General features: G+C 59.9%; 17 protein-coding genes. 8 read left to right on the top strand and 9 right to left on the bottom strand.

All coding sequences use genetic code 11. The features are described 5' to 3' along the window. Positions 1 to 29 precede the first annotated feature (29 nt). On the bottom strand, positions 30 to 1,694 hold the full coding sequence (locus FGZ14_RS16995) for a M1 family metallopeptidase (RefSeq protein WP_257883258.1): 1,665 nt from the start codon (positions 1,692 to 1,694) through the stop codon (positions 30 to 32). A 180-nt stretch (positions 1,695 to 1,874) separates the two neighbouring features. Between FGZ14_RS16995 and yedA the strand changes: the two genes are divergently transcribed. The 3 genes from yedA (at position 1,875) to FGZ14_RS16980 (ending at position 3,895) form a co-directional block, all read left to right on the top strand. Further along, positions 1,875 to 2,801 carry a drug/metabolite exporter YedA gene (gene yedA, locus FGZ14_RS16990; protein ID WP_139925388.1) on the top strand — a complete coding sequence of 309 codons (927 nt, stop codon included), beginning with the start codon at positions 1,875 to 1,877 and terminating at the stop codon, positions 2,799 to 2,801. Between the two features lie 182 nt (positions 2,802 to 2,983). Beyond that, positions 2,984 to 3,376: a group III truncated hemoglobin gene (locus FGZ14_RS16985; protein WP_139925387.1), complete on the top strand. Its 393-nt coding sequence runs from the start codon at positions 2,984 to 2,986 to the stop codon at positions 3,374 to 3,376. A 150-nt stretch (positions 3,377 to 3,526) separates the two neighbouring features. Beyond that, complete coding sequence (locus FGZ14_RS16980; RefSeq protein WP_139925386.1) at positions 3,527 to 3,895, top strand: group III truncated hemoglobin; 369 nt, start codon at positions 3,527 to 3,529, stop codon at positions 3,893 to 3,895. A 231-nt stretch (positions 3,896 to 4,126) separates the two neighbouring features. Here FGZ14_RS16980 and odhB read toward each other — a convergent pair whose 3' ends face one another. The 3 genes from odhB to FGZ14_RS16965 form a co-directional block, all read right to left on the bottom strand. Beyond that, positions 4,127 to 5,812, bottom strand: a complete 1,686-nt coding sequence (gene odhB / locus FGZ14_RS16975) for a 2-oxoglutarate dehydrogenase complex dihydrolipoyllysine-residue succinyltransferase (protein ID WP_139925385.1) — start codon at positions 5,810 to 5,812, stop codon at positions 4,127 to 4,129. A gap of 131 nt (positions 5,813 to 5,943) precedes the next feature. Continuing rightward, complete coding sequence (locus FGZ14_RS16970) at positions 5,944 to 8,790, bottom strand: 2-oxoglutarate dehydrogenase E1 component (protein WP_139925384.1); 2,847 nt, start codon at positions 8,788 to 8,790, stop codon at positions 5,944 to 5,946. A 206-nt stretch (positions 8,791 to 8,996) separates the two neighbouring features. Then, positions 8,997 to 10,196: an SMP-30/gluconolactonase/LRE family protein gene (locus tag FGZ14_RS16965; protein ID WP_139925383.1), complete on the bottom strand. Its 1,200-nt coding sequence runs from the start codon at positions 10,194 to 10,196 to the stop codon at positions 8,997 to 8,999. Positions 10,197 to 10,646: 450 nt separating this feature from the next. Between FGZ14_RS16965 and FGZ14_RS16960 the strand changes: the two genes are divergently transcribed. Beyond that, positions 10,647 to 11,174 (top strand): hypothetical protein, encoded by a 528-nt coding sequence (locus FGZ14_RS16960; RefSeq protein ID WP_139925382.1) that lies wholly within the window; start codon positions 10,647 to 10,649, stop codon positions 11,172 to 11,174. A 15-nt stretch (positions 11,175 to 11,189) separates the two neighbouring features. Here FGZ14_RS16960 and FGZ14_RS16955 read toward each other — a convergent pair whose 3' ends face one another. Both FGZ14_RS16955 and FGZ14_RS16950 read right to left on the bottom strand, forming a co-directional pair. After that, positions 11,190 to 12,209, bottom strand: coding sequence for a hypothetical protein (locus FGZ14_RS16955; protein WP_139925381.1), 1,020 nt, complete (start codon positions 12,207 to 12,209; stop codon positions 11,190 to 11,192). Positions 12,210 to 12,356: 147 nt separating this feature from the next. Next, positions 12,357 to 12,758: a hypothetical protein gene (locus tag FGZ14_RS16950; protein WP_139925380.1), complete on the bottom strand. Its 402-nt coding sequence runs from the start codon at positions 12,756 to 12,758 to the stop codon at positions 12,357 to 12,359. A gap of 146 nt (positions 12,759 to 12,904) precedes the next feature. Here FGZ14_RS16950 and FGZ14_RS16945 point away from each other — a divergent pair, with 146 nt between their 5' ends. After that, a complete protein-coding gene (locus FGZ14_RS16945; RefSeq protein ID WP_180754394.1) occupies positions 12,905 to 14,977 on the top strand; it encodes a WG repeat-containing protein in 2,073 nt (690 codons plus the stop codon). Between the two features lie 14 nt (positions 14,978 to 14,991). On the opposite strand, the gene FGZ14_RS16940 is transcribed toward FGZ14_RS16945, so the two are convergent. Next, positions 14,992 to 15,441, bottom strand: a complete 450-nt coding sequence (locus FGZ14_RS16940; protein ID WP_139925378.1) for a DUF6799 domain-containing protein — start codon at positions 15,439 to 15,441, stop codon at positions 14,992 to 14,994. 189 nt (positions 15,442 to 15,630) lie between these two features. Between FGZ14_RS16940 and FGZ14_RS16935 the strand changes: the two genes are divergently transcribed. Beyond that, a complete protein-coding gene (locus FGZ14_RS16935) occupies positions 15,631 to 15,960 on the top strand; it encodes a hypothetical protein (protein ID WP_139925377.1) in 330 nt (109 codons plus the stop codon). A gap of 231 nt (positions 15,961 to 16,191) precedes the next feature. On the opposite strand, the gene FGZ14_RS16930 is transcribed toward FGZ14_RS16935, so the two are convergent. Further along, on the bottom strand, positions 16,192 to 17,727 hold the full coding sequence (locus tag FGZ14_RS16930; RefSeq protein ID WP_139925376.1) for a hypothetical protein: 1,536 nt from the start codon (positions 17,725 to 17,727) through the stop codon (positions 16,192 to 16,194). Between the two features lie 481 nt (positions 17,728 to 18,208). Between FGZ14_RS16930 and FGZ14_RS16925 the strand changes: the two genes are divergently transcribed. Further along, on the top strand, positions 18,209 to 18,667 hold the full coding sequence (locus tag FGZ14_RS16925; protein WP_139925375.1) for a hypothetical protein: 459 nt from the start codon (positions 18,209 to 18,211) through the stop codon (positions 18,665 to 18,667). A gap of 47 nt (positions 18,668 to 18,714) precedes the next feature. After that, positions 18,715 to 19,542, top strand: coding sequence for a DUF1206 domain-containing protein (locus FGZ14_RS16920; RefSeq protein ID WP_139925374.1), 828 nt, complete (start codon positions 18,715 to 18,717; stop codon positions 19,540 to 19,542). Positions 19,543 to 19,708: 166 nt separating this feature from the next. Here FGZ14_RS16920 and FGZ14_RS16915 read toward each other — a convergent pair whose 3' ends face one another. After that, positions 19,709 to 20,923: an NAD(P)-dependent oxidoreductase gene (locus FGZ14_RS16915; RefSeq protein ID WP_139925373.1), complete on the bottom strand. Its 1,215-nt coding sequence runs from the start codon at positions 20,921 to 20,923 to the stop codon at positions 19,709 to 19,711. Positions 20,924 to 21,318 lie beyond the last annotated feature (395 nt).

The following is a 21,318-nucleotide window of genomic DNA, read 5'->3' as shown; positions in this document are numbered from 1 at the left end:
CTGTTTTCTTGGTTTCGATGAGGAGCCGGCTATTCCACCAGCACTCCGATGTAATAGTTCAGGGTGTCCACTTCCAGGTTGGTGCGGGTGAGGCCGGGCAGGTTCAGGGGCTGGAAGGAGGTAGTGAGGGGCACGGTACGGTACTCGCCGCCGGCCGTACGCAAGCGGGCAGGCAGGTTGAACCCGGGCACGCTGGCAACCCAACGGGCCAGGGGCTGACCCTGGGCATTGAAGCGCACCTCCAGGGTAGGGAGGCCGGCGTGGCGCAGGTACTGGTCGAAGATGGGCGTCAGGTCCTGGCCGAGCTGCTGGTTGAAGTAGCCTACTACTTGTGCCGTAGTTACGGTTTGGTGGTAGAAGGTGCGCGAAAGACCGCGCAGTAGCTCCCCCCACCGGGCATCGTCGGGTACGTAAGCCGTCCGGATGAGGTGGAGCAGGTTGCTGCCCTTGTCGTACATGTCGGATGAGCCCTCCTTGTTTACCTCATAAGGCCCAATGATGGGCCCATCGTTCTGGATGTTGCGGCGCTGGCCGTGGATGTACTGGTGGGTCGCATCCTTGCCGAACTGGCTTTCCACGAACAGGGCCTCGGAGTAGGTAGTGAAGCTCTCGTGAATCCACATATCGGCAATGTCCTGGGCGGTGATGTTGTTGCCGAACCACTCGTGCCCGCTTTCATGGATAATGATGAAGTCCCACTTCAGGCCCCAGCCGGTTTCTGAGCGGTCTTTGCCCAGGTAGCCGTTCAGGTACTTGTTACCGTAGGCTACGGCGCTCTGGTGCTCCATGCCCAGGTGAGGCGTTTCTACCAGTTTGAATCCGTCTTCGTAGAAGGGGTAGGGCCCGAACCAGTTCTCCATTGATTTGAGCATAGGCTTTACGTTGGCCGCAAACTGGGTTTTGGCTTTGGCCAGGTTTTCTGGCAGCACCCAATAGTCGAGCGTGAGCTTGCCTTTCTCGCCGGCGTACTCATCGGCGAAGTGGGTGTAGTCGCCCACGTTCAGGGCCACATCGTAGTTGTTGATGGGGTTACTCACAAACCAGTCGAAGCGGGTGGCACCGCCCCTGAGCGAAGTGGTTTTGCGCAGGCGTCCGTTCGAAATGTCTTTCAGGCCCTTGGGCACCGTCACGCTGATGAGCATGGAGTCTGGCTCGTCGGATTGGTGGTCTTTGGTGGGCCACCAGATGCTGGCCCCTACCCCCTGGCAGGCCGTGGCAACCCAAGGCTTGCCCTTGCTGTCCTGAGTGAAGACGAGGCCACCGTCCCAGGGTGCGTTCTTGGCCTCGGTGGGCTGGCCGGCATAGTACACCGTAAACTCGGCGCGGTTGCCCTGCCGGATGGGGGTAGGAAACGTGACGAACACGGCATTAGCCTCGCGGGTAAACGGCACAGGCTTGCCCTGGTATTCCACCTTCTCCACCTTCAGGTTGGCAAACAGATCGAACTGCAGGCGGCTGAAATCCTGGGTGGCCGTGAAGCGGAACAGGTTGGAGCCCCGGAGGGTCTTGCGGGCCACGTCCAGCTGCACATCGAGGTGGTAGTAGTTAACGTCGTAGCAGGCGCGCAGGGGCGAGAGGTGCCCCCGCAGCGAATCGGCGCGGGTAAACAACGACTTCGGCTGCATGAGCTGCGCCGAGGAAGCGGGGGCCAGACCGAGCAGGCCGGCCGTAAGCAAAGCAGAAAAGAAACGCACGGGCAAACAGTAAGGGTAGAGAAAGTAAAGAACGGTATTCCGAAGGAAGCGCCGCATAAGGCCGGAGCGGCTACGCTCCATCAGGCCCCGGCAGAAACCCAGTTCGGCGGCCTACCCCCCTACCGAGGCCAAACCTTGTTCTTACTTCCCGTAGGTTTGCGGCCGGTTTCTCTTCTGGCTATGTCTGTCAATACCACTCCTTCCCGCGTTTCCCTGCTGCTGGCCTTTGCCGCCGTGTACCTGATCTGGGGCTCAACCTACCTGGGCATCCGCTTCGCCATCGACTCGATGCCGCCCCTGCTGATGGCTGGCAGCCGCTATGCCCTGGCCGGAGCCGTGCTCTACATCTTTATGCGCCTGCGCGGCGAGCCGGCCCCTACCTGGCGGGGCTGGGGCGTGGCGCTGGTTATCGGTATCTGTCTGCTGGCTTTCGGCAACGGCGGCGTGACCCTGGGCGAGCAGTACGTTCCCTCGGGGCTGGCGGCCCTGCTGGTAGCCACGGTGCCCATGTTTCTGGCGGTATTGGGCTGGTGGAGCGGGGTAGCCCAGCGCCCTACCCCGGCCGTGGTCCTGGGCCTGGTGTGCGGCATGGGTGGCGTGTACCTGCTGGCCCGCACTCCGGGCGCCAGCCACGTAGCCCTGCCCGGCCACGAGGCCCTGGGCATGGGGCTGGTACTTACGGCCGCGCTGGTGTGGGCCATTGGCTCCCTCTACTCCAAACGGCACCAGCCCACCCCCTCGCCCTTCCTCTCGGGCGGAATGCAGATGCTGTGCGGCGGGCTGGTGATGCTGGTGGTAGGCCTGCTGCGCGGTGAGGCACAAGGCTTCCAACTGGCTCAGGTAACGGCCAAATCGTGGGGGGCCTACGCCTACCTGGTTACGTTCGGGTCGATTGTGGCTTTCACGGCTTATATCTGGCTGCTGCGGGTCGTGGAGCCTGCTCTGGCCGGCACTTACGCTTTCGTAAACCCAGTGGTGGCCGTGCTGCTGGGCTGGGCCTTCGCCGGCGAAACCCTGAACGCGGGCATGCTGGGCGGTGCCGGCCTGATCGTGCTGGCCGTGGCCCTGGTGGTGCTGGGCGGCCGCCGACCCGTAAAAACTACCTAAGCAGCTGGCCTCCTACCCCCTTCGTGTGCCCAAACCTCATTAGGCTTAGCGAATGGTAAAGAGGGAACGTCATTCCGAGCGTAGCCGAGGAATGACAGCCTTACTAAACGAGTGATACCATCCATCCACCATCCCTTGCCCGCCTGACTAGCCGCAACCGGGCCTTTTGCGTTAGAAGTACCATGTCTGAAAACCTGCCCGATATCCAAACCGAAGACGACATCCGGCTGCTGGTTGATGCTTTTTACAGCCGCGTACAATCCGATGACCTCATAGGGCCCATCTTCGAAGGCGTAGTGCAGGACCACTGGCCGCGCCACCTGGCTACTATGTACGATTTCTGGAGCAGCCTGCTGCTGGGCACCGGCCGCTACCGGGGTCGGCCCTTCCCGAAGCACCTGGCCCTGCCCGTGGACAGCCGCCATTTCCACCGGTGGCTGAATTTATTTGTGGAAACCATTGAGGCTCACTTCAGTGGCCCGAAAGCTGATGAAGCCTTGCACAAAGCGGGTAACCTTGCTTCCATTTTCGAGTATCGTATCCAGCAAGCCCAAAATCCGCTGAATCTGTTATGAAACTTTTTATCGGTAAAGTACCTTAGCAGGCTGTCAATCAGGGCGAAGAAACATTCTTTCGCAGAATCAGAAAAATATTTTTCGCTACACGGCGAATATCACGCAACTTGCGTAAATTCGCTGCGTATCCACCAGTCCTACCAAAACCGTATGGCTACTACCCCTACCCTCCCCGATCTGCGCACCGAAGGTGACATCAAGACGCTGGTGGATACCGCCTTCAGCATGGCCAATGAAGACGAGCTGCTGGGCCCCCTGTGCAACGCCGTAGCACGCGTGCACTGGCCCCGCCACCTCACCTCCATGTACGACTATTGGAGCACGGCGCTGCTGGGCACCACCCGCTACCAGGAAGGCGAAATGGTACCCCTGCACTCGGCGCTGCCGGCCCAGGGCCCGCTTTTCCAGCGTTGGGTTTCTTTGCTGAAGCGCACCGTTGACGAGAAATTCGCCGGTTCCAAGGCTGAGGAAGCTAAGCACAAAGTGGCTACGCTGGCTTCTTCGTCCCGCGGCGCATAGCCTCCTACCCCGCTTTTACATCCATCCCGTTTCCCACTCCTTCCGCACTTCCCACCCACCCCACCCACCCGCTGAAAAGCCCCCTGGTTTGTCCCAGAGGGCTTTTTTGCGTTATGGCAAGAGGCTACCGCCGGCCAGTAAAGTTCTTGCGGGCGTGGTGTACCGTGGGTGCATCACATAAAAAAGCCGTGCTTCCAGTTGGAAACACGGCTTTTCTACAAGCGAATCAACTTACACGCCCAGCAGCAGACGGGTGGGGTCTTCGAGCAGTTCTTTCACGCGCACCAGGAACGACACCGACTCGCGGCCGTCGATGATGCGGTGGTCGTAGCTCAGGGCCAGGTACATCATGGGGCGGATTACCACCTGACCGTTTTCGGCTACGGGGCGCTGCACGATGTTGTGCATACCCAGAATAGCCGACTGCGGCGCGTTGATGATCGGGGTGCTCATCATAGAACCGAACACACCACCGTTGGTGATGGTGAACGTGCCGCCGGTCATCTGCTCGATGGTGAGCTTGTTGTCGCGGGCCAGGGTAGCCAGACGCACAATTTCTTTCTCGATACCGTCGAATGACAATTCCTCGGCATTGCGGATTACCGGCACCACCAGCCCTTTCGGGGCCGATACGGCAATGCTGATGTCGCAGAAGTCGTTGTACACGATGTCAGTGCCATCAATCTGGGCATTCACGGCGGGCCATTCTTTCAGGGCTACGCACACGGCCTTGGTGAAGAAGGACATGAAGCCGAGGCCTACCGAGTGCTTCTCCTTGAACTTGTCCTTGAACTTGTTGCGCAGATCCATGATGGGCTGCATGTTCACCTCGTTGAAGGTGGTCAGCATAGCCGTCTCATTCTTCACTGACACCAGACGGCGCGACACCGTTTTGCGCAGGTTGCTCATCCGCTCGCGGCGCTGGTTGCGGTTGCCACTAGCAGCCGGAGCCGCCTGGGCAGGAGCTGCAGGAGCTTTGGCCGGCGCGGCAGGGGTAGCAGCCGGAGCCGGGGCAGCCGGCTTAGCCAGGGCATTCTGGGCGTCTTCCTTCGTGATGCGACCATCCCGACCGGAGCCTTGCACGTCGGCGGGGTTGATGCCTTTCTCACCCAGGATTTTACCAGCGGCCGGCGACGGCGTGCCGGTAGCGTAGCTCGTAGCGCTGGAGGTAGCCGGAGCCGACGAAGCAGCCTGGCTGGTGGCAGCAGGTGCAGCGGCCGGGGCCGAAGCAGCCGGAGCAGCACCGCTACCCCCTTCAATGCGGGCAATGGTAGCCCCAATACCAATGGTTTCGCCTTCCTTGGCGGCGTGGCGCAGGGTACCGCTACCCTCGGCAGGCAGCTCAAACGTAGCCTTGTCCGATTCCAGCTCAGCAATAATTTCGTCGCGCTGTACTTGGGCGCCGTCTTCCTTCAGCCACTTGGCAACCGTCACTTCCGTGATGGACTCACCCACGGCCGGAATCTTCATTTCCACCGTAGCACCGCCACCCGAAGTTGCGCCGCCAGCGGCTGGAGCAGCGGCCGTAGCCATATCAGCCGAACCAGCCTGCGAGCCGCCGTAGCCGCTTTGGTTGCTGGCTTGGGGGTTTTGCTCGCCTTGGGTCACAGGGTCAGCGCTGCTTTGGGCAGGAGCACTGGCTGCTGGCGCGGCTGCAGGTGCAGCCGGGGCGCTAGCGGCGCCATCGCCGCTAATCTCAGCAATGGTAGTCCCAATGCCAATGGTTTCACCTTCCGCCACGCGGATTTGCAATACGCCATCGGCTTCGGCGGGCAGCTCGAAGGTAGCCTTATCCGACTCCAGCTCGGCAATAATTTCGTCGCGCTTTACCGTGTCGCCATCAGCTTTCAGCCATTTGGCAATAGTAACTTCGGTGATAGACTCGCCGACGGCGGGGATTTTAATTTCCAGACCCATAGGTGGGAATTTTGAAGGGTTTCGGTGGGTAGTAGCGCAAGCCAGGCAGCTTACGTTCCTGAACGACTATCGACTCTGCGTTGCCTGCCGGCCTTATCAGCATACGCCTCTGGGGCCGGCAGGCTGCCTGCTTAATCGGTTTTTTGCGCGTTGGCGGCGGTTTCCTTGATAACGGTATCGGCTACCTCTTCGCGGGGCTTGTCGAAGGCGCGGGCCACGAGGTCCTTTTGCTCCTTCACGTGCACCTTGTTGTAGCCGGTAGCCGGCGAGGCCGAAGGCTTGCGCGAAATCACATCTTCCAGCTCGCGGCGCATGAAGCGGAGCAGGTAGTTCCAGTAACCCATGTTTTCGGGCTCCTCTTGTACCCAGTACACCTTGGCTTTGGGATACTTTGCTAGCTCAGCGTCCAGTTGCTTTTTGGGGAAGGGGTGCAGCTGTTCCAGGCGCACGATGGCCACATCCTTACGCTGCGAGTTCTGCTGCTCTTCCAGCAAATCAAAATATACCTTGCCCGAGCACAGCAATACGCGCTTCACCTTCTTGTCCTCGGCGTACACGTCACCGAGCACTTCGCGGAAAGTACCGGAGGTGAACTCCTCCACCGGCGACACGCACAGCGGGTGGCGCAGCATGGACTTGGGCGACATTACCACCAGCGGCTTGCGGAACTCCCAGGTCAGCTGACGACGCAGGGCGTGGAAGAAGTTGGCCGGCGTGGTCATGTTGGCTACCACGATGTTGTTTTCGGCCGCCAGCTGCAGGAAACGCTCGGGGCGGGCGTTGGAGTGCTCCGGGCCCTGGCCTTCGTAGCCGTGGGGCAGGAGCATTACCAGGCCGTTCATGCGCTGCCACTTACTTTCCGACGACACCACGAACTGGTCAATCATGGTCTGGGCGCCGTTGGCGAAGTCGCCGAACTGAGCTTCCCAAATCACAAGGGCCGTGGGGTTGGCCATGGCGTAGCCGAACTCAAAGCCCAACACCCCATACTCACTCAGCAGCGAGTTGTAGATGTTCAGCTTCTCCTGACCCTCCTCGATGTAGTTCAAAGAGTTGTAGGGCGCGGAGGTTTCGGCGTCGTGCAGGACGGCGTGGCGATGCGAGAACGTGCCGCGCTGCACATCCTGGCCACTTAGGCGCACAATGTGCTTTTCGGCCAGCAACGAACCATAAGCCAGCAGCTCGCCGGCGGCCCAGTTGAGGACGCGCGTTTCGAAGAACATCTTCTTACGCTCCTTCATCAGGTTGTCAATCTGCTTCAGGGGTTTGAAGCCCTCGGGCAGGGTAGTAAGCGCCGTGCCTACCTTCTGCACCAGCTCCTCACTGATACCGGTAGCCGGCGACTGGTCGAAGTCCTCGGGCTTGGAGCGGCGCAGGCTGCGCCATTCGTTTTCGAGGGCCTGGTAGTTGTAGGGCAGGGGCTTCTGCTTCACCATATCGAGGCGGGCCTGGAGCAGGTCGCGGAACTCGCGGTCCATCTGGTTAGCTAGCTCCTTGTCCACGTCGCCGCGCTCTACCAGCATAGCATTGTACACCTCGCGGGGGTTCTGGTGCTTGCTGATGAGGTTGTACAGCGTGGGCTGGGTGAATTTAGGCTCGTCGGACTCGTTGTGACCGTGGCGACGGTAGCACACCATATCAATAAAGATATCGGCGTGAAACTGCTGCCGGTACTCAGTGGCGAGTTGCACGGCAAATACCACGGCTTCGGGGTCGTCGCCGTTTACGTGCACCACCGGCGCGTCGATAATCTTCGCTAGGTCGGTGCTGTAGATAGAGGAGCGGGCGTCTTCGAAGTCGGTGGTAAAGCCTACCTGGTTGTTGATGACAAAGTGTACGGTGCCGCCCGTCTTGTAGCCTTCCAGCTGCGACATCTGCGTTACCTCGTACCCAATGCCCTGCCCGGCCACGGCGGCATCGCCGTGAATCAGGATGGGCAACACCTTATTATAGTCGTTCTGGTAGCCGTGGTCGAGCTTGGCGCGCACGAAGCCTTCTACTACCGGGTTCACCGCCTCTAGGTGGGAGGGGTTAGGCGCCAGTTTCAGGTTCACGCTGCGGCCACCGGCATCTACCTGGCTACTGTAGCCCATGTGGTACTTCACGTCGCCGTCGCCCATGGTCAGGTCCGGTACGGCAGTGCCCTCGAATTCCGAGAAGATCTGCTCGTAGGTTTTACCCATGATGTTGGCCAGCACGTTCAGGCGGCCGCGGTGGGCCATACCAATCATCACTTCCTCCACGCCCAGCTCAGCACCCTTCCGAATGATGGCGTCGAGGGCCGGAATAGTAGTTTCACCGCCTTCCAGCGAAAAGCGCTTCTGGCCCAGAAATTTAGTATGCAGGAAGTTCTCGAAGACAACGGCCTCGTTGAGCTTGCTCAGGATGCGCTTCTTGTACTCCACGCCAGGATTGAAGCTCAGCGAGTCCTTCTCCACCTTCGTGCGGAACCAGTCGAGCACCTGCGGGTCGCGGATGTACATGTACTCGAACCCGATGGTGCGCGTGTAAATCTTCTGCAGCGCCGATACGATGTCGCGCAGGGTGGCTTCGGTGCCCAGGCCCAGCACTTCGCCGTTCTTGAACTTAGTGTCCAGGTCGGCGTCGCTCAGGCCAAAGTCCTGCAGGTTCAGGCGGGCTTTGCGGTCTTTTCGCTCACGCACCGGGTTGGTGCGGGCCACCAGGTGGCCGCGGCTGCGGTAGGCATGAATCAGGTTGCGTACCTGCGTTTCCTTGTCGGCGGCAACCGTATCCACGGCACGCACCTGCGGAGCGCCATTGGTGCTTGCGGGCGTAGTCAGTACGCCTTCGCCATCGGCCTGCCCTACCCCACCTTCGGGGTACTGCTGGGCGAAGTCGAAGCCTTCAAAGAATTTCTGCCAGCTTACGTCAACCGATTGTGGATCGGCTTTGTACGACTGATAAAGCTGGTCAATGTATTCGCCATGTGCATTGGCGATGTAAGAGTAAGCATCCATGCGGTGGGAGCTGGTGGTGTCAGAGCAAATGTAAATAGGTTGATTAAAAAGCTAAAACTGATATGCGCATGTTCAAATAAACCTATCTATCAACCACATAAAATGATTTATAGTTTTTAAGTGAACCGAAACGCCTAATCTAGGGATAAAAAGAAAAGCCGCCCCCTTTTATCCGGAACGGCTTTTCACAGAATTATGGGGTAGGGCTACTTGAAAAGAGCCATCTTGAAGATGTGGTACGGCTGATCCTGCTTGCCAATGCCTCTGTTCCAGGTAGGCGTATTGTGAATGGCCGAGTTGGTGATGTACAGAGTTTTACCATCGCCGGAGAAGGCAAACGTATCGGGCCATTCCAGGCGCGGGTCCTGCACTACCGTTTCAATCTTGCCATCGGGGGTGCGGCGCTTGATGGAGTGATCCTCAAAAGCGGTCAGATACACGTTATTAGCCGCATCAATTTCCATTCCGTCGCAGGCGGGAACCTTGCCCAGATCCTCAATCTGCTTGGCCAGCTGGGCATCCGACAGAGCCGGATTGCGCAGGGCTTCAGTTTTGATGCGGTAGAGCTTGTAGCTGGTCAGGGGCTTCCAGTAGAGATACTGCAGGTCCTGGCTCAGGGCAATGCCGTCGGCGTTGAAGCGGGCCTTATTGCCGCTGGGGTCAATCAATTCGTGCCCGTCGGCCTTGATGTTGAGGGTAGTATCGGCCAGCATGGAAGGGTGCTGGGCCAGCAGCTTGCGCGACTTCCCCGACTTCAGATCCACGACCACTAGGCTCCCTACCCCCGACTCGGTGATGTAAGCGTACTGATTCTGGGTATCAATGCGGACATCGTTGAGGTAGGACTTGCGCGAGGCCACACTTTCCGGGATGCTGATGTTTTGCACCACCTTATCGGTCTTGGGGTCGATTTTGACCAGCTTGGGGCCGCCGGGCACCGTGCCTTTGATGCCGGGCGAGGCCGGATCGAGCACCCACAGCATGCCGGTTTTATCGGCGTGTACGCTCTGGGGGCAGATCCAGTGCTTCTGGGGCTCGTTGCGGACGGTTTCGTTCCAGAGGTTCCAGTTGGCATCGGGGTAGCCTTTCACGGAGCCATCGGGCATGATTTCGGCAATGGCGTTTACCGGGTTATCGTCCCAGCGCGGAAAGTCGCCGAACACCCGGCCATCGGGCGTCACGGCCACGCCTACAATCTGGGGCTCCCGGAACTGCGCCACCACTTGTAGGGGCGAGTTGGCCGGGGCTACTGGCGCGGCCGTAGCCGCTGAGTCGGAGGAACCTGAAGCTACCGCAGCGCCTTGGGCGGGTTTGTCGGGCGAGGAGCAGGCGCTGAGCAGCAGGCCCGCCAGCAGGCTTAGGCCCAGGGCCTGGGTAGCAGGAGTAGGCAGGAAACGATATAGCATGAACAGTAAGGGTTGGTTAAGGAAAAGAGAGCAGACGAGAAGCCGTCAGGCTCCCCCGCTTTCCCATACGTCCTGATCATGGGCAGGTTCCTACCCCGTCTATAACCCTGAACCGGCAACCACCGTAAGCGGCCAAACTATATCGGAATTACTTGATACTTTTTTGACTAAATTTATTAGCAATACCTGAAAAACCCATTTAGAAAAAAGTCCTTACCTTTGAGCCCTTCAAAATGACATCATGTTGTAAGTACAAATAATTATTATAATTATCTATATTTAACTCCGTTTCACCTGCTATTTGCGTCTGTTTTCGGCCTATAAAGCCGCTTACTATACTCTTAAGGGCGTTTTTCTTCTGCTAATCCAGATGGCGCTCTACCCTTAGCCGAGTCGGGCCGGCTGTCCATCCTCTCCGGACCAAAGCGAGAGTTCACGAACCCAAACGTCATGTCCATTGCCTTATTCCTACTGACCTTCCTATTCCCGCCCCGCACTATTTCTGTCCCTGCCTTGGCCTTGCCTTCAACCGTGGCAACGCTTAGCCCCCGTCCGGTAGCCATTGCGCTGCCGGTGATGTCCGTAAAAAAGACGCCCAAGACGCTGTCGTACCGCGTTACGGCTACTACCTACTGGCCCGAACAGGCCCAGACCGATGACAACCCGATGGAAACCGCTGACGGCTCCATCATTCCAGAGCGCCACTCCAGCAAAACCCGCTGGCTGGCCGTTTCCCGCGACCTGCTTGACAAGTGGGGTGGCCCCTTCCGCTACGGCGAAAAGGTCCGTGTACGCGGTATTTCTGCCGACCTCGACGGCGTGTACGTCATTCACGACACCATGAACCGCCGCCACCGCCACGCCGTAGATGTGCTGGTGAGTGAGCGGGAATGCAAGAAAAAAGCCGGCTTCGAAGGACGCTGGACCAACATCAAGCTTACCAAGTACGCCGAAGAACCCACCTGGCAACCGGGTTAGGCGACACTCCTTTTCCTACCCGGCCTTCCGAGGGAAGTGCTCCAGCACCTGGGGCTGCCCATCCGCATCATACAGGAAGGTAAGCGGCTCGGCCGGGTTGCGCAGAATTTCCTCCAGCGGGATCTGCCACCGTTTCCACATTTCCAGCAACGATTGTCCGTAGGCGCTATTTTCCCAAGGGTTGAAAATAGAGGTCGTTACGTCGTCTATCAGCGTGTCCATCACGACTTCCGTATCACCCGGCCGCACGGCGCGGGGGTAGTAGTCGGGGATGACGTTGAGGATGTACGCGGCATAGTACACCCGGGCCTTGAACTCCGCAATCTGCACGGGGTGCAGGGGGCGGTAAGCATCCTGGTACACGCGGCGCATGGCCTGCTGAATAATACCGTTATCGACAAGGCAGGCTACCAGCACGGCATTCCCGAGCTTGATGCTGAACCCCATGGTACTCAGGTCGTCATCATACTCAAAGGGCATGGTATCCTCGCGCGGGTCGGCTTCCAGAACAAAGATGGAAGCGGGCGTGAAATCATCGTACTCCATGGGCACCCGCAAGGCCTGTAAGGGCTGAAAGAACGCCTGGAAGCGCCTCAGCAGCAGGGCGTTTTCGGCCAGCGGATACTGCGGCTTGGCCAACGGATCGAGCTCTGTGAGCAGTTCCGTGACCAGAATACCATAGAACATCTTGCCCAGCCACAAAAACAGGGTCTGCTCATCCACCTCCCGAAAACCGGCTACCCCCTTCTCGGCGGCCACTTCCATGCGGGCTTCCAGGGGCTCAACGTGCTGGGTCCGGCACTTGGGGCAGCAGGCAATCCGCAGATCCTGATACTGCACAATGCTCATATCCAGTAGCTTCATCTGCCGCTCCCGCAGGTTGTAGCGCGTCATCAGCCAATCGGCGAAAACCGGTATGGTGTCCTGCGGGGGGGTAGTGGGCGTGCCGCACAGGAAGCAGCGGTGCATCGTGAAGCGCATCCCCTCGAAGGGGTCGTACAGCGTGAGGTCGTCGAGAGGCTGAATTTCAGACATAGGTACTGGAATAAGGCTGCAAAAGTACGGCGCACCCGCCGGAAGAGGTGAATACCTTTCGCCTACCCTATTGTTTGGCCTGAACCCAAAAAGCCCTGACCGTGTAAGTCAGGGCTTTTTACGTTGTCAGACTTCGGCGGAAGCGGCTTAGCGCGAGAGGGTGGAGCCGAGCTTGATGAGCAGTTTGCCCAGCTGAGCCAGCGGGGCGCTGTAGCCGTCGGAGGTTTCGTCGGCTACTTTGGAGGTTTCGGCGCCCAGGGTAGCCAGCGTTTCGGCTATGTCGTGTGCCTCGGCATCGGAGGAGCTGAGTTGCTCGCGCAGGTTAGAAAGCTCCTGAATGATTTTGGCCAGGCCGGGGCGCTCAGAGGCGCGCAGCACTTCGGCCCACCGGTCAATTTCGGCCAGGCCTTTTTCCCCAGCTTTGTCGGGGGCGCCGGCGTTGAGCAGGTTCAGGGTATCTTCCAGCAGGGCCGAATTTTGCTGATCCGTAACGTCGAGCGGCACGGAAGGGGTAGGCGGAGTTTGGGGAGTTGAGGCGGTGGAATCCATAATAAAAGGGAAAGCTAGGGTTGAGGGAGAGGTAAACGTCTATACTTGCCCCGGCGCGGAAAAGTTGGCACACCCCAATCAGGAAACGGTCGTACAACCCGGCGCGGCCAGTTATGGCCGCGTTATTGCGCTTCTTCTATTACCCTATGCTGCACACCTACCTATCGGCTCCTTTTTCTTCTCCCACCCGACAGCAGCAGTTTGAGGCGGTGGCCGCCGCCCTGCGCGCCGAGGCCGGAGCGCCGTACACGGTGCTGCTGGGCAACATAGCCCCCGATGCCACCCGCCCCGACTACCGGCTGGATGCCGTGGTGGTACGCCCGCGCAGTATTACGGTTCTGCAGCTGATACCTACGGGCGGCCTGCTCCACATTCCGGATTTACGCACGGGTACGTGGCTGCTCGATGGCGCTCCGCTGGAACTCCCCGACGACGCCGAAAACCCCTTCAACCGCTTCGAGCAGCAGCGGGCCGCTTTGGTTGCCTACCTCACGCCGCACCTCCCGCCTGAGGCCGCCAACCTGCAGTTTACTACCGGGCTGGTGCTGTTTGGCGCCCCCGTGCGGTTTGGGCCGGAGGTAGAAGCGCGCATGGCCGCCGTGCCCGCTGCTTCTACCTTCCATTTGCTGCCCGACCCGGCCCGTTTCACCCGCCGCCTGGCCCAGCTGGCTTCCCCCGAAATCGACCTGACGCCCACTGACTTGGAGCAGCTGTGTCAGAGCCTGGGGTTTGCTTTGGATAACGAGGTAGCACCGGTTGACAGCCCCCTACCCCCTACCGCCTCGCTAGCTGAGGCGGCAGGACCCGCAACGTTGTTTCGGCAGAAGGCGGGGCAGTTGTGGCGGTGGCTGGGGGCGGAGGATGTGGATGAGCTGGACCGGCGCACCACCGGTTATGAGGTGGACCTGGAAGCGCGCAGCCAGGAAAAGCAGGAGCTGGAACAGCTGCGCACTAGCCTGCAGGCCGACCTCAGCCAGCAGCTACAGGCCATGGAAACCCGCGAAACCGAGCGGGAGCAGCGCATTGCCCAACTGCAGCAGCAGCTGGCCGCTACCCCCGTGGCCGCCACCGAAGCCCCCGACCTGCAGCAACAACTGGCCGCCGAAAAACGCGAGAAAGCCGCGCTGGAAGCATCTATTCAGGCGTATCGACAGGAGTTGGAGCGCCGCAACCAGGAGCTGGGCAGCAAGATTCAACAGCTGGAAAACCTGATTGAGCGCCTTTCTTCGGCCCCAACCGTGCTGCCGCCGGGCAGCGCCGCTACCGTCCCGCCGGTACCGCATCCCCCCACCCTACCCCCTGAACCAGCTGCAACCTCACCAATGCCAGCAGCTGTTGAAGAACCTGCTACCAGTGCTACCCCCGTTAGTCCGGCAAACCCTACCGGTCCGGCAGCGCCGCCCCGCCGCCCGCAGTTTGGGCGGCCCGCCGAAGCGCGGCAGCAGTTTCTGGCTGGTCTCAACCGGTGGCGGCCGGCCCTGCGCCGACTGAGCAGCGGTATAGCGCCCTGGGCAGCTCAGGTACGCCGCCAGCCGCGCCAGCTTGCCTATGTAGCAGGTGGTGGGCTGCTGGCCGTGCTATTGGCCGTGGGCATTACCCGTTGCGGAGACCCGGAAGCGCCGGTTCCTTTTCAGCAGCAGGGTCGCTATGGCCTGCTCACACCCGATGGTGATACCCTGTTACCGGCCCGCTACGCCCGCATTGATACTTTCCACCAGGGGAAGGCGGTGGTAGAACTGAACGGAGTGTTTGGCTTCGTGCAGGATGATGGCACGGAAATCATCAAGCCCGCCTACGATGCCCTATACCCGTACTCAGGCGGTTTCGCCCGGGCCCGGGTCGGCAAAGCCTACACCTTTATAGACACAGGGGGTGAGGAATTCGGGGCTTACTACTACGCTGCCCGCGACTTCGCCGGGGGTTACGCCGCCGTGCTCGACTACCGGGGCTGGCACTACATCAGCGGCCCCGATGAGCCGGCTTCCAGCCCGGTCATCTTTCAGGAAGCGTATTCGTTTGACCAAGACTTGGCCCGGATAAAAACCAAAGGCTACTTCACCTTCATCCGGCCCGAATACTTAGCGGATACTACCGTGGGAACGGCTCCTTTTGGGCGATACGCCAGCGCCACCGACTTTGACGCCCAGGGCCGGGCCCGCGTAACGCAGCAAGGGCGCACGTTCTTTATTGATAGGGACGGCGACGAAGTGAAAGACTGACCTACCGCCAGGGCTCAATCATCGTCGTGTTTGTGCTTATGCTTAAACTTCTCGTGGCCTTTGCCTCTGCCCCGTCCTTTGCCTTTTCCCCTACCCTCCAGCCAGCGCCAAACAGCCTCTGAGTAGCTGACAGGGGCTGCCGGAGCGACAGGGCGCGGGGCCACACTGGTGGCCAATAGCAGCCGGCCATCGGGCTGCGGCCGGATGGTTACCGGCTCGCCGAGTAGGGTGCAGCCTTGCCCATCCTTCAGCTCCGTGCGCTTCCCATCGCGGGCTACCACAAAACCGTCGCGGGTGATGAGGCGGCCGTTGGGCAGGCGCACGTCGCGGGTCATGGGGCGGGTTTCACCGTTTCGGATGAGGTACATGCTGCCGTCGCGCCGCTGAAAGCCGTCGTTGGCCTGGGCCACGGCCAAGTGGGTAGCGAAGAGCAAACAGGCCAGCAGGAGAAATCGAAAACGCATGAAAGGCGGCTTTGAGCAAGGAAAAGGGGTAGGCGGCAGTACGCGCCACCAGGCCGGAAGTTGGGGCCGCAAAGCACGGAAGAAATCTTTCGATGAGGTGCGGGTTACCTTCCCAAAGCTCAGCTATTAAGCTCTGTACAACGCCAGCTGTTGTGCTTCATCTCCACTTACCTTCTTCTACACACCCTCATGAAAACCCTCTTCAAGTCCCTGTTTGTTGCTGCCGCCGTTGCTTTCTCCGCCACTTCCTGCACCCAGGAAGGCAAAGAAAACGCTGAAGCCGCTGGTGAGCACACCGAAGCTGCCGCTGAACACGTAGGCGACGCTGCCTCGGCTGAAGCCACCAACGCCGCTAACGAAACCGAAGCTGCCGCCGACAAAGCCGGTGACGCCATCGAAAACGCCGCTGATAAAGCCGAAGCCAAAACCGAAGCCGCCGCTGCCGAAGTGAAAGCCGAATCGAAAGAAGCTGCCGCCGACGCCAAAGCTGAAATCAACGCCGCTACCAAGAACGACTAGCTCTTCGTTTCGGATTATTAGAAAAAGCCCCGGTTGCTACCAGCCGGGGCTTTTGGGTTTTTAGGGGTAGGCAGATACTGCTCAAAGAACGTCATGTCGAGCTTGTCGAGACATCTCGCTTGGCTGACGTTGCAGTGCTACTCACTCCCCCTCTCCCCTTGGAGAGGGGGCCGGGGGTGAGGCGAACACCAGCACGCAAGATGTCTCGACATGACGTTCTTAGAATACTTACTACCCCGCTGGCACCGCTTCAGTGGCGCCGGCCAGTTCCAGCAGCACCTCATAGTAAGGCCGGGACTGAATACGGGCTTTAAGCCAGCTGTAGAAGCTCAGGGCCTGTAAGTCTTCCTGCTCCAGGGGCACGAAGGACGGAATTTGAGCGGCCCGCTCGGCAAAGGCCGACGTGCGGGCTAGCTCTGGCTCATCCACGATGTCGCGTACCAGCTGCAGGTAGTAGAGCACAGCGGCGTAGCCGCCGCCATCGGGCCCGAACCGTTCTTTAATCAGCCGCTCAATGGCGCGCAGGCGGTTCAGGGCCAGATCGGGGTTACCAAGCTCCAGTTGGGTCAGCATCTCGCCCATGTTGCGGTTGAGCACCCACTCTACCCCCATTTCCTGCTCGCACCAGTGGTCGGTGCGGCCGATGCCCAGCAAGGCCTGGTTGGTTTTCTGAAACTGCCCTTCGGCGAAGTAATGAAAGCCCAAGCCCAGCCGGGCCGTGAGCTGGTCGCGGGGTGCCAGCGGAGTGCGCAGAATGTCTTCCAGCAGCCGGATGCTGTCGGCGTTGCGGCGCAGGAAGGCGTAGTTGGCGGCCAGCAGGAAGGTGTAGCGCGCCCGCAGCCCCGTCGATTCCAGCTTGGGTCCGCTTTCCAGCACCGCCCGCAGCCGCTCCAGGTACTCCACCGATTCGCGGAAACGGCGGGTGCGGTACAGGGAGTGCGCAATCATGTAGAGCAGCCCCAGCTGGGCCTCACGGTGGGCCGGCTGAAAGCCGTGGCGCTTCTCCATGAGGTGGTAGCAGCGCATCACGAAGGGCGCAAACGAGAGGTAGTCGCGGCGCACCAGCATGGCCGCCCGGGCAATGGACATGAGCCGGTAAAGCAGGGCCGGGCGCCGGGCAAAGGCTTCCTGCAGATCATACTCGCGCAACACGTCCTGCAGAATGGTATCAAACGACTCGCCGGCCCGGCCTTTTACTCGCGCCTGCCGCAGCCGCTGCCGAATGAGGCTATCGGCAATGTTGGCGCGCTCCTCCTCGTCGGCGGCTTTTTTGTTGAGGTTGCGGCGCTGAATAATGTCCAGCAGGTCATCGGCGTACTTGCTGCCGGCCTGGGCAATCTGGAGGTTATATACGGTGTTCAGCAGTTCGTACTGTTCGTTCTGGCAGGCCAGCTTTTCGGCCTTGCGCGCCGTGCTCCAGGCCAGGCGCGGCACGCCCACCTCGAACAGATACTGGGCCAGGGTAAGCAGCCCGCGTACTGAGGAGGCCGCCGTGGGGTCTTGCTGGCGCTGGCGCAGCAGCAGGTAGTCGGTGAGGTGGCGCATGAGGCGCTTGCGCAGGGCGTAGTAGGCCACTGCGTTGGGCTCCTCGGGGTAGAGTCGGGTCAGCAGCTCCTCGGTGGTGTATTCCTTCTGGTGCAGCAGCAAGTCGCAGAGGCGCACATCCATGCGGCCTTTCTGCTTACGCCGCTGCCGCTGAATAAATTGCCGAAACTCTTTGCGCTCATCAGTAGAAAATGTACTCAGGGTAGTTCTTAAATCATCCATCGGAATAGAGGTCCACAGCAATAGTCAATGATACTGAATGCAGGGCAGATTACTCCTGTGCGCCAGCTGCTTTTTGCTACCCCCGCCGTAGCCTGCAACCCGGCAGCCCGGCACTTCTCCTGTGCTGCTTCACCAGCCTTGCCACTAGCCTGAGGGCCGACTCGGTTTGCCAGTGAAATTCGCTGTTAATGGAAAGTCAACGTACTGATCAGTGGTACCCGAGCCGGTTCTCTGCTCATTATCTGTTTTTCCATCGCCCGAAGTCTTTGTTTCACTCCTTAGTTACTACCCTCTATTTAACACATTTATATAATTAATTGAATAATAATTTATAACTTAACATCAGACAGGTGTTATGAGGACGTCGGCGGAAGAACTTCGGATGGTGGGAAATACGGCGCTGCTGCGGTTGCCGAAAACGGCGCTTTTGTGCTCCCGTCAGTACCCCGTCAGTATTGAGCGTACCACTTACCTATGGGCCATGGAGCAGCGTCAGCTAGGCTACTGCGTGGTATCGGGCTTTAACTCCCGGATGGAGCAATCGGTATTTCGGTTTTTGCGGCAGGATGTGCTGCAGCCCATTGTGTATGTGCTGGGGCGGGGCATTCAGCCTACGGTGCAGTTTGAGTACGAGCGGGATATTCAGCTAGGCCGATTGCTGTTCGTATCACCCTTTGAGCCCAGCGTCAGCACCGTTACCCAGGAAACCTCCGACATTCGGGACTTGCTCCTGGCCGACCTGGCCGACCGTTTTTTCATTCCTTACGTCAGGCCGGGCGGCAACCTGGAGCGGCTGCTGCAGAGCGAGGCGGCTCGCAATAAGCCCATCGTGACCCTGAACCTGCCTGAAAATGCGGGGCTTATCCGGCGGGGTGCCCGTATTTATCAGCCGCCGGGGCTGCTGGCGCACTCTGCCGCGGCGCAAACTAACCCTGGCTGAGCTTTCGTGCGTAGAGTTGGCTGTACTTCATCCAACCCTGCCATTCCATGACTACTTCCAACTCTATTCTTTCCGCCGTCCCGACCTCGCCTTCCTCGGGCATTCGGGCCCTGGCCCGCTTTGGCTTCGCGGCCAAAGGCATCGTGTACCTCCTAATGGGCCTGCTGGCCCTGCTGGCCGCTTCGGGCCAGAAAGGCGGCCAGACCGCCGATAAAAAACAAGCCGTCCAGACCTTGCAGGACCTACCCGGCGGCCAGGTGCTGCTTGGTTTAGTGGCGTTTGGCTTGGTGGGCTACATCGTGTGGCGCTTCACGCAGGCCCTAATGGACACCGAAGACAAAGGCTCCGGCGCGAAAGGCATCGGGCGGCGCCTAGGCTACGCAGGCAGCGGCCTGCTATATGGTAGCCTGGCCTGGTTTGCCGCCCAGCTAGCCATGGACGGCACGGCCAGCTCCGGCGGCAACGGGCAGCAAACTTTCACGGCCAAGGTGCTGGGCTGGCCCGGCGGCGAGTGGATCATCATGGCCCTCGGCCTGGCTATCATCGGGGGCGGCATCTATCAGATCTATCGGGCTTATTCCGGCAAGTTTCATAAGCATGTGAATGCCAGCGGGTTGCCTGCAAACCAACAGCAGGTAGTATATCGCACGGGTCAGGTAGGGTACACGGCCCGGGGCATCGTAATGGGCATTATCGGCTACTTTTTCCTGCAGGCGGGCCAACAGTCGCGCGCCGAGGCCGTGGGCACCACCGACGAAGCCTTCGACCTGCTAGCCTCCATGGGTCCGGTCGTGCTGGCCGTGGTAGCTCTGGGGCTCATGGCCTACGGCCTATACATGCTGGTGCAGGCCCGCTTCCCGGTGCTGCGGGTGTGATCCTCCTTCCGAGTAAGGACAATAGAGAGTGTAGAACCACACTGATTCTCTTACTTTCTACCCCTTTATATGCCATGAACCCTTACTTCCGCGGTGGAGGTAAGGGTTCATGGCATATAAAGGGGTAGGGAGTAGTGGGCTGGGGACAGTTTTCTTACTCGGATAACTATGCCACGTAATCCGTCAGGTACTGGTACCGCTCGGTGAGCTGGCCATGGCGGGCAATGGTGGCGCGTTCTACTACCTCATCGGCACCGCCTTCGTGCACCAGATGGGGTAGCACGTTGTCGATGAGCTGGCGGCCAAAGTCACGGCTGGCGTTGCGGGGCAGCTCGCAGGGCAGGTTATCCACGGCCATGACGGTAATGTTGTCGGGGCGCGAATACGCTGGCTCCAGCTCCCGGGTCTGGCAGTTGTAATCGAAGGCTGGCTCCTGAATGCTACTGGCCCGTTTGGTCGTCGGGATGGAGCCGTTTACGTCGCAGGTTACGTCGGCAATGGTATTGATGCAGAAGCCCGGCTGGCAGATGTCGTCCTCGGTGAACAGCCGCGGGGCCGCGGGGTGCCAGTAGGCACAGGCAATCAGCAAATGGGTAACGGGCAGGAAGTTCTGAAACGTGCTTTCGTACTCGTGCGGGTTGCGGTGAAAGTCGGGCGTATCCCACACGCGGCCGTCGCGGCGGCGGTTGTAGTCGGAGCTGCGCAGCTGGGTGTACACGGGCTCGTTAAACTCCAGATAGAGGTAGTCATACACGCTCACGCGCCGGATGCGCATCATGTTCAGTACCTCCACCGCGCCCTGGGCCACGCGCCCCGAGCCGGTTACAGCAATTTTGATGGGCGGCAGGCGCTTCACCTTGAAGAACTCCTCCTGCATATCCTCCATATCCACGCACTGGTAGGCAGGCTTCAGCTGGAAGAGGTTGTGCTTGCGACCATACGTGAGCAGGCCGTTGTAAGCGCCCACAATGCCGGCCCAGCGCCCAAACGCCACAATCCGCTCCCCCTGCTCATTCGTGAGCATTTCGTAGTCGATCAGAGTGATGTTTCGGGCCAGCACCTGGCGTAGCAGCTCCCGGTTGGCGGGCTGCTTTTTCACGGTGTGCGAGAAGAAGAGGTAGGTTTTGTCGGGAATCAGCTGGGCCACGGGCACTTCCTTTACGCCCATCAGAATGTCGCAGTCCGATACATCGGGGCGCACTTCAATGCCCAGGTCGCGGTATTCCTGGTCAGAAAAGCAGCGGATGGCGCTTTCCTGCACCACCACTTTCAGCCCCGGAAAGCGGGCTTCGGCTTCGGCGCATTTCTTGGGCGTGAGCGGCACGCGCTTATCAGGCGGGACTTTGCCTTCGCGGATCAGGCCAATGGTAAGGTGACGCATGGGGGTAGGAATGGGTGGGAATCGGGCCTAAATCTGCGGAAAATATCTTGAGCTTGCCCCCGCCCGCCGCGCTCCAGCGCCCGGCTGCTCCGACGCCCGCACCATTCGTGCCGTTCGCCTACCCCCTTCCTCGCCCAAACCCCATCGGCTGGAAGCCAGCCCGAAACCAATCGTTCGGCCCCTTTGGCGCCGGACCGGAAGCTCCAGAATGCGAGCTTTCTACCCCCTTCTCAACCCTAAATCCTGGCAGGGCACCCACAAGCCAGATGCTCATAAACCGGAGCGAAAAAACTCCTTGGAACAACCCTCAACTTTTGCTGGTTTTAGGGCGGAAGCGTGAAGGCTTTTCGCGCTACCTTTGTATGGGCTCTGCCTAGGGGCCTGCTCTGTTGCCA

The sequence above is a fragment of the Hymenobacter sp. DG01 genome, from assembly GCF_006352025.1.
In the GTDB taxonomy this organism is placed as follows: Bacteria; Bacteroidota; Bacteroidia; order Cytophagales; family Hymenobacteraceae; genus Hymenobacter.
This window is presented reverse-complemented; position numbering and strand designations above follow the sequence as displayed.

Bases quoted from the DNA above. Each gene is read 5' to 3' on its own strand.
- yedA (WP_139925388.1), top strand. From the start codon at position 1,875: ATGTCTGTCAATACCACTCCTTCCCGCGTTTCCCTGCTGCTGGCCTTT.
- FGZ14_RS16980 (WP_139925386.1), top strand. From the start codon at position 3,527: ATGGCTACTACCCCTACCCTCCCCGATCTGCGCACCGAAGGTGACATC.
- FGZ14_RS16970 (WP_139925384.1), bottom strand. From the start codon at position 8,790: ATGGATGCTTACTCTTACATCGCCAATGCACATGGCGAATACATTGAC.
- FGZ14_RS16950 (WP_139925380.1), bottom strand. From the start codon at position 12,758: ATGGATTCCACCGCCTCAACTCCCCAAACTCCGCCTACCCCTTCCGTG.
- FGZ14_RS16930 (WP_139925376.1), bottom strand. From the start codon at position 17,727: ATGGATGATTTAAGAACTACCCTGAGTACATTTTCTACTGATGAGCGC.
- odhB (WP_139925385.1), bottom strand. From the start codon at position 5,812: ATGGGTCTGGAAATTAAAATCCCCGCCGTCGGCGAGTCTATCACCGAA.
- FGZ14_RS16935 (WP_139925377.1), top strand. From the start codon at position 15,631: ATGAAAACCCTCTTCAAGTCCCTGTTTGTTGCTGCCGCCGTTGCTTTC.
- FGZ14_RS16915 (WP_139925373.1), bottom strand. From the start codon at position 20,923: ATGCGTCACCTTACCATTGGCCTGATCCGCGAAGGCAAAGTCCCGCCT.
- FGZ14_RS16940 (WP_139925378.1), bottom strand. From the start codon at position 15,441: ATGCGTTTTCGATTTCTCCTGCTGGCCTGTTTGCTCTTCGCTACCCAC.
- FGZ14_RS16955 (WP_139925381.1), bottom strand. From the start codon at position 12,209: ATGTCTGAAATTCAGCCTCTCGACGACCTCACGCTGTACGACCCCTTC.
- FGZ14_RS16960 (WP_139925382.1), top strand. From the start codon at position 10,647: ATGTCCATTGCCTTATTCCTACTGACCTTCCTATTCCCGCCCCGCACT.
- FGZ14_RS16965 (WP_139925383.1), bottom strand. From the start codon at position 10,196: ATGCTATATCGTTTCCTGCCTACTCCTGCTACCCAGGCCCTGGGCCTA.
- FGZ14_RS16925 (WP_139925375.1), top strand. From the start codon at position 18,209: ATGGAGCAGCGTCAGCTAGGCTACTGCGTGGTATCGGGCTTTAACTCC.
- FGZ14_RS16985 (WP_139925387.1), top strand. From the start codon at position 2,984: ATGTCTGAAAACCTGCCCGATATCCAAACCGAAGACGACATCCGGCTG.
- FGZ14_RS16945 (WP_180754394.1), top strand. From the start codon at position 12,905: ATGCTGCACACCTACCTATCGGCTCCTTTTTCTTCTCCCACCCGACAG.
- FGZ14_RS16920 (WP_139925374.1), top strand. From the start codon at position 18,715: ATGACTACTTCCAACTCTATTCTTTCCGCCGTCCCGACCTCGCCTTCC.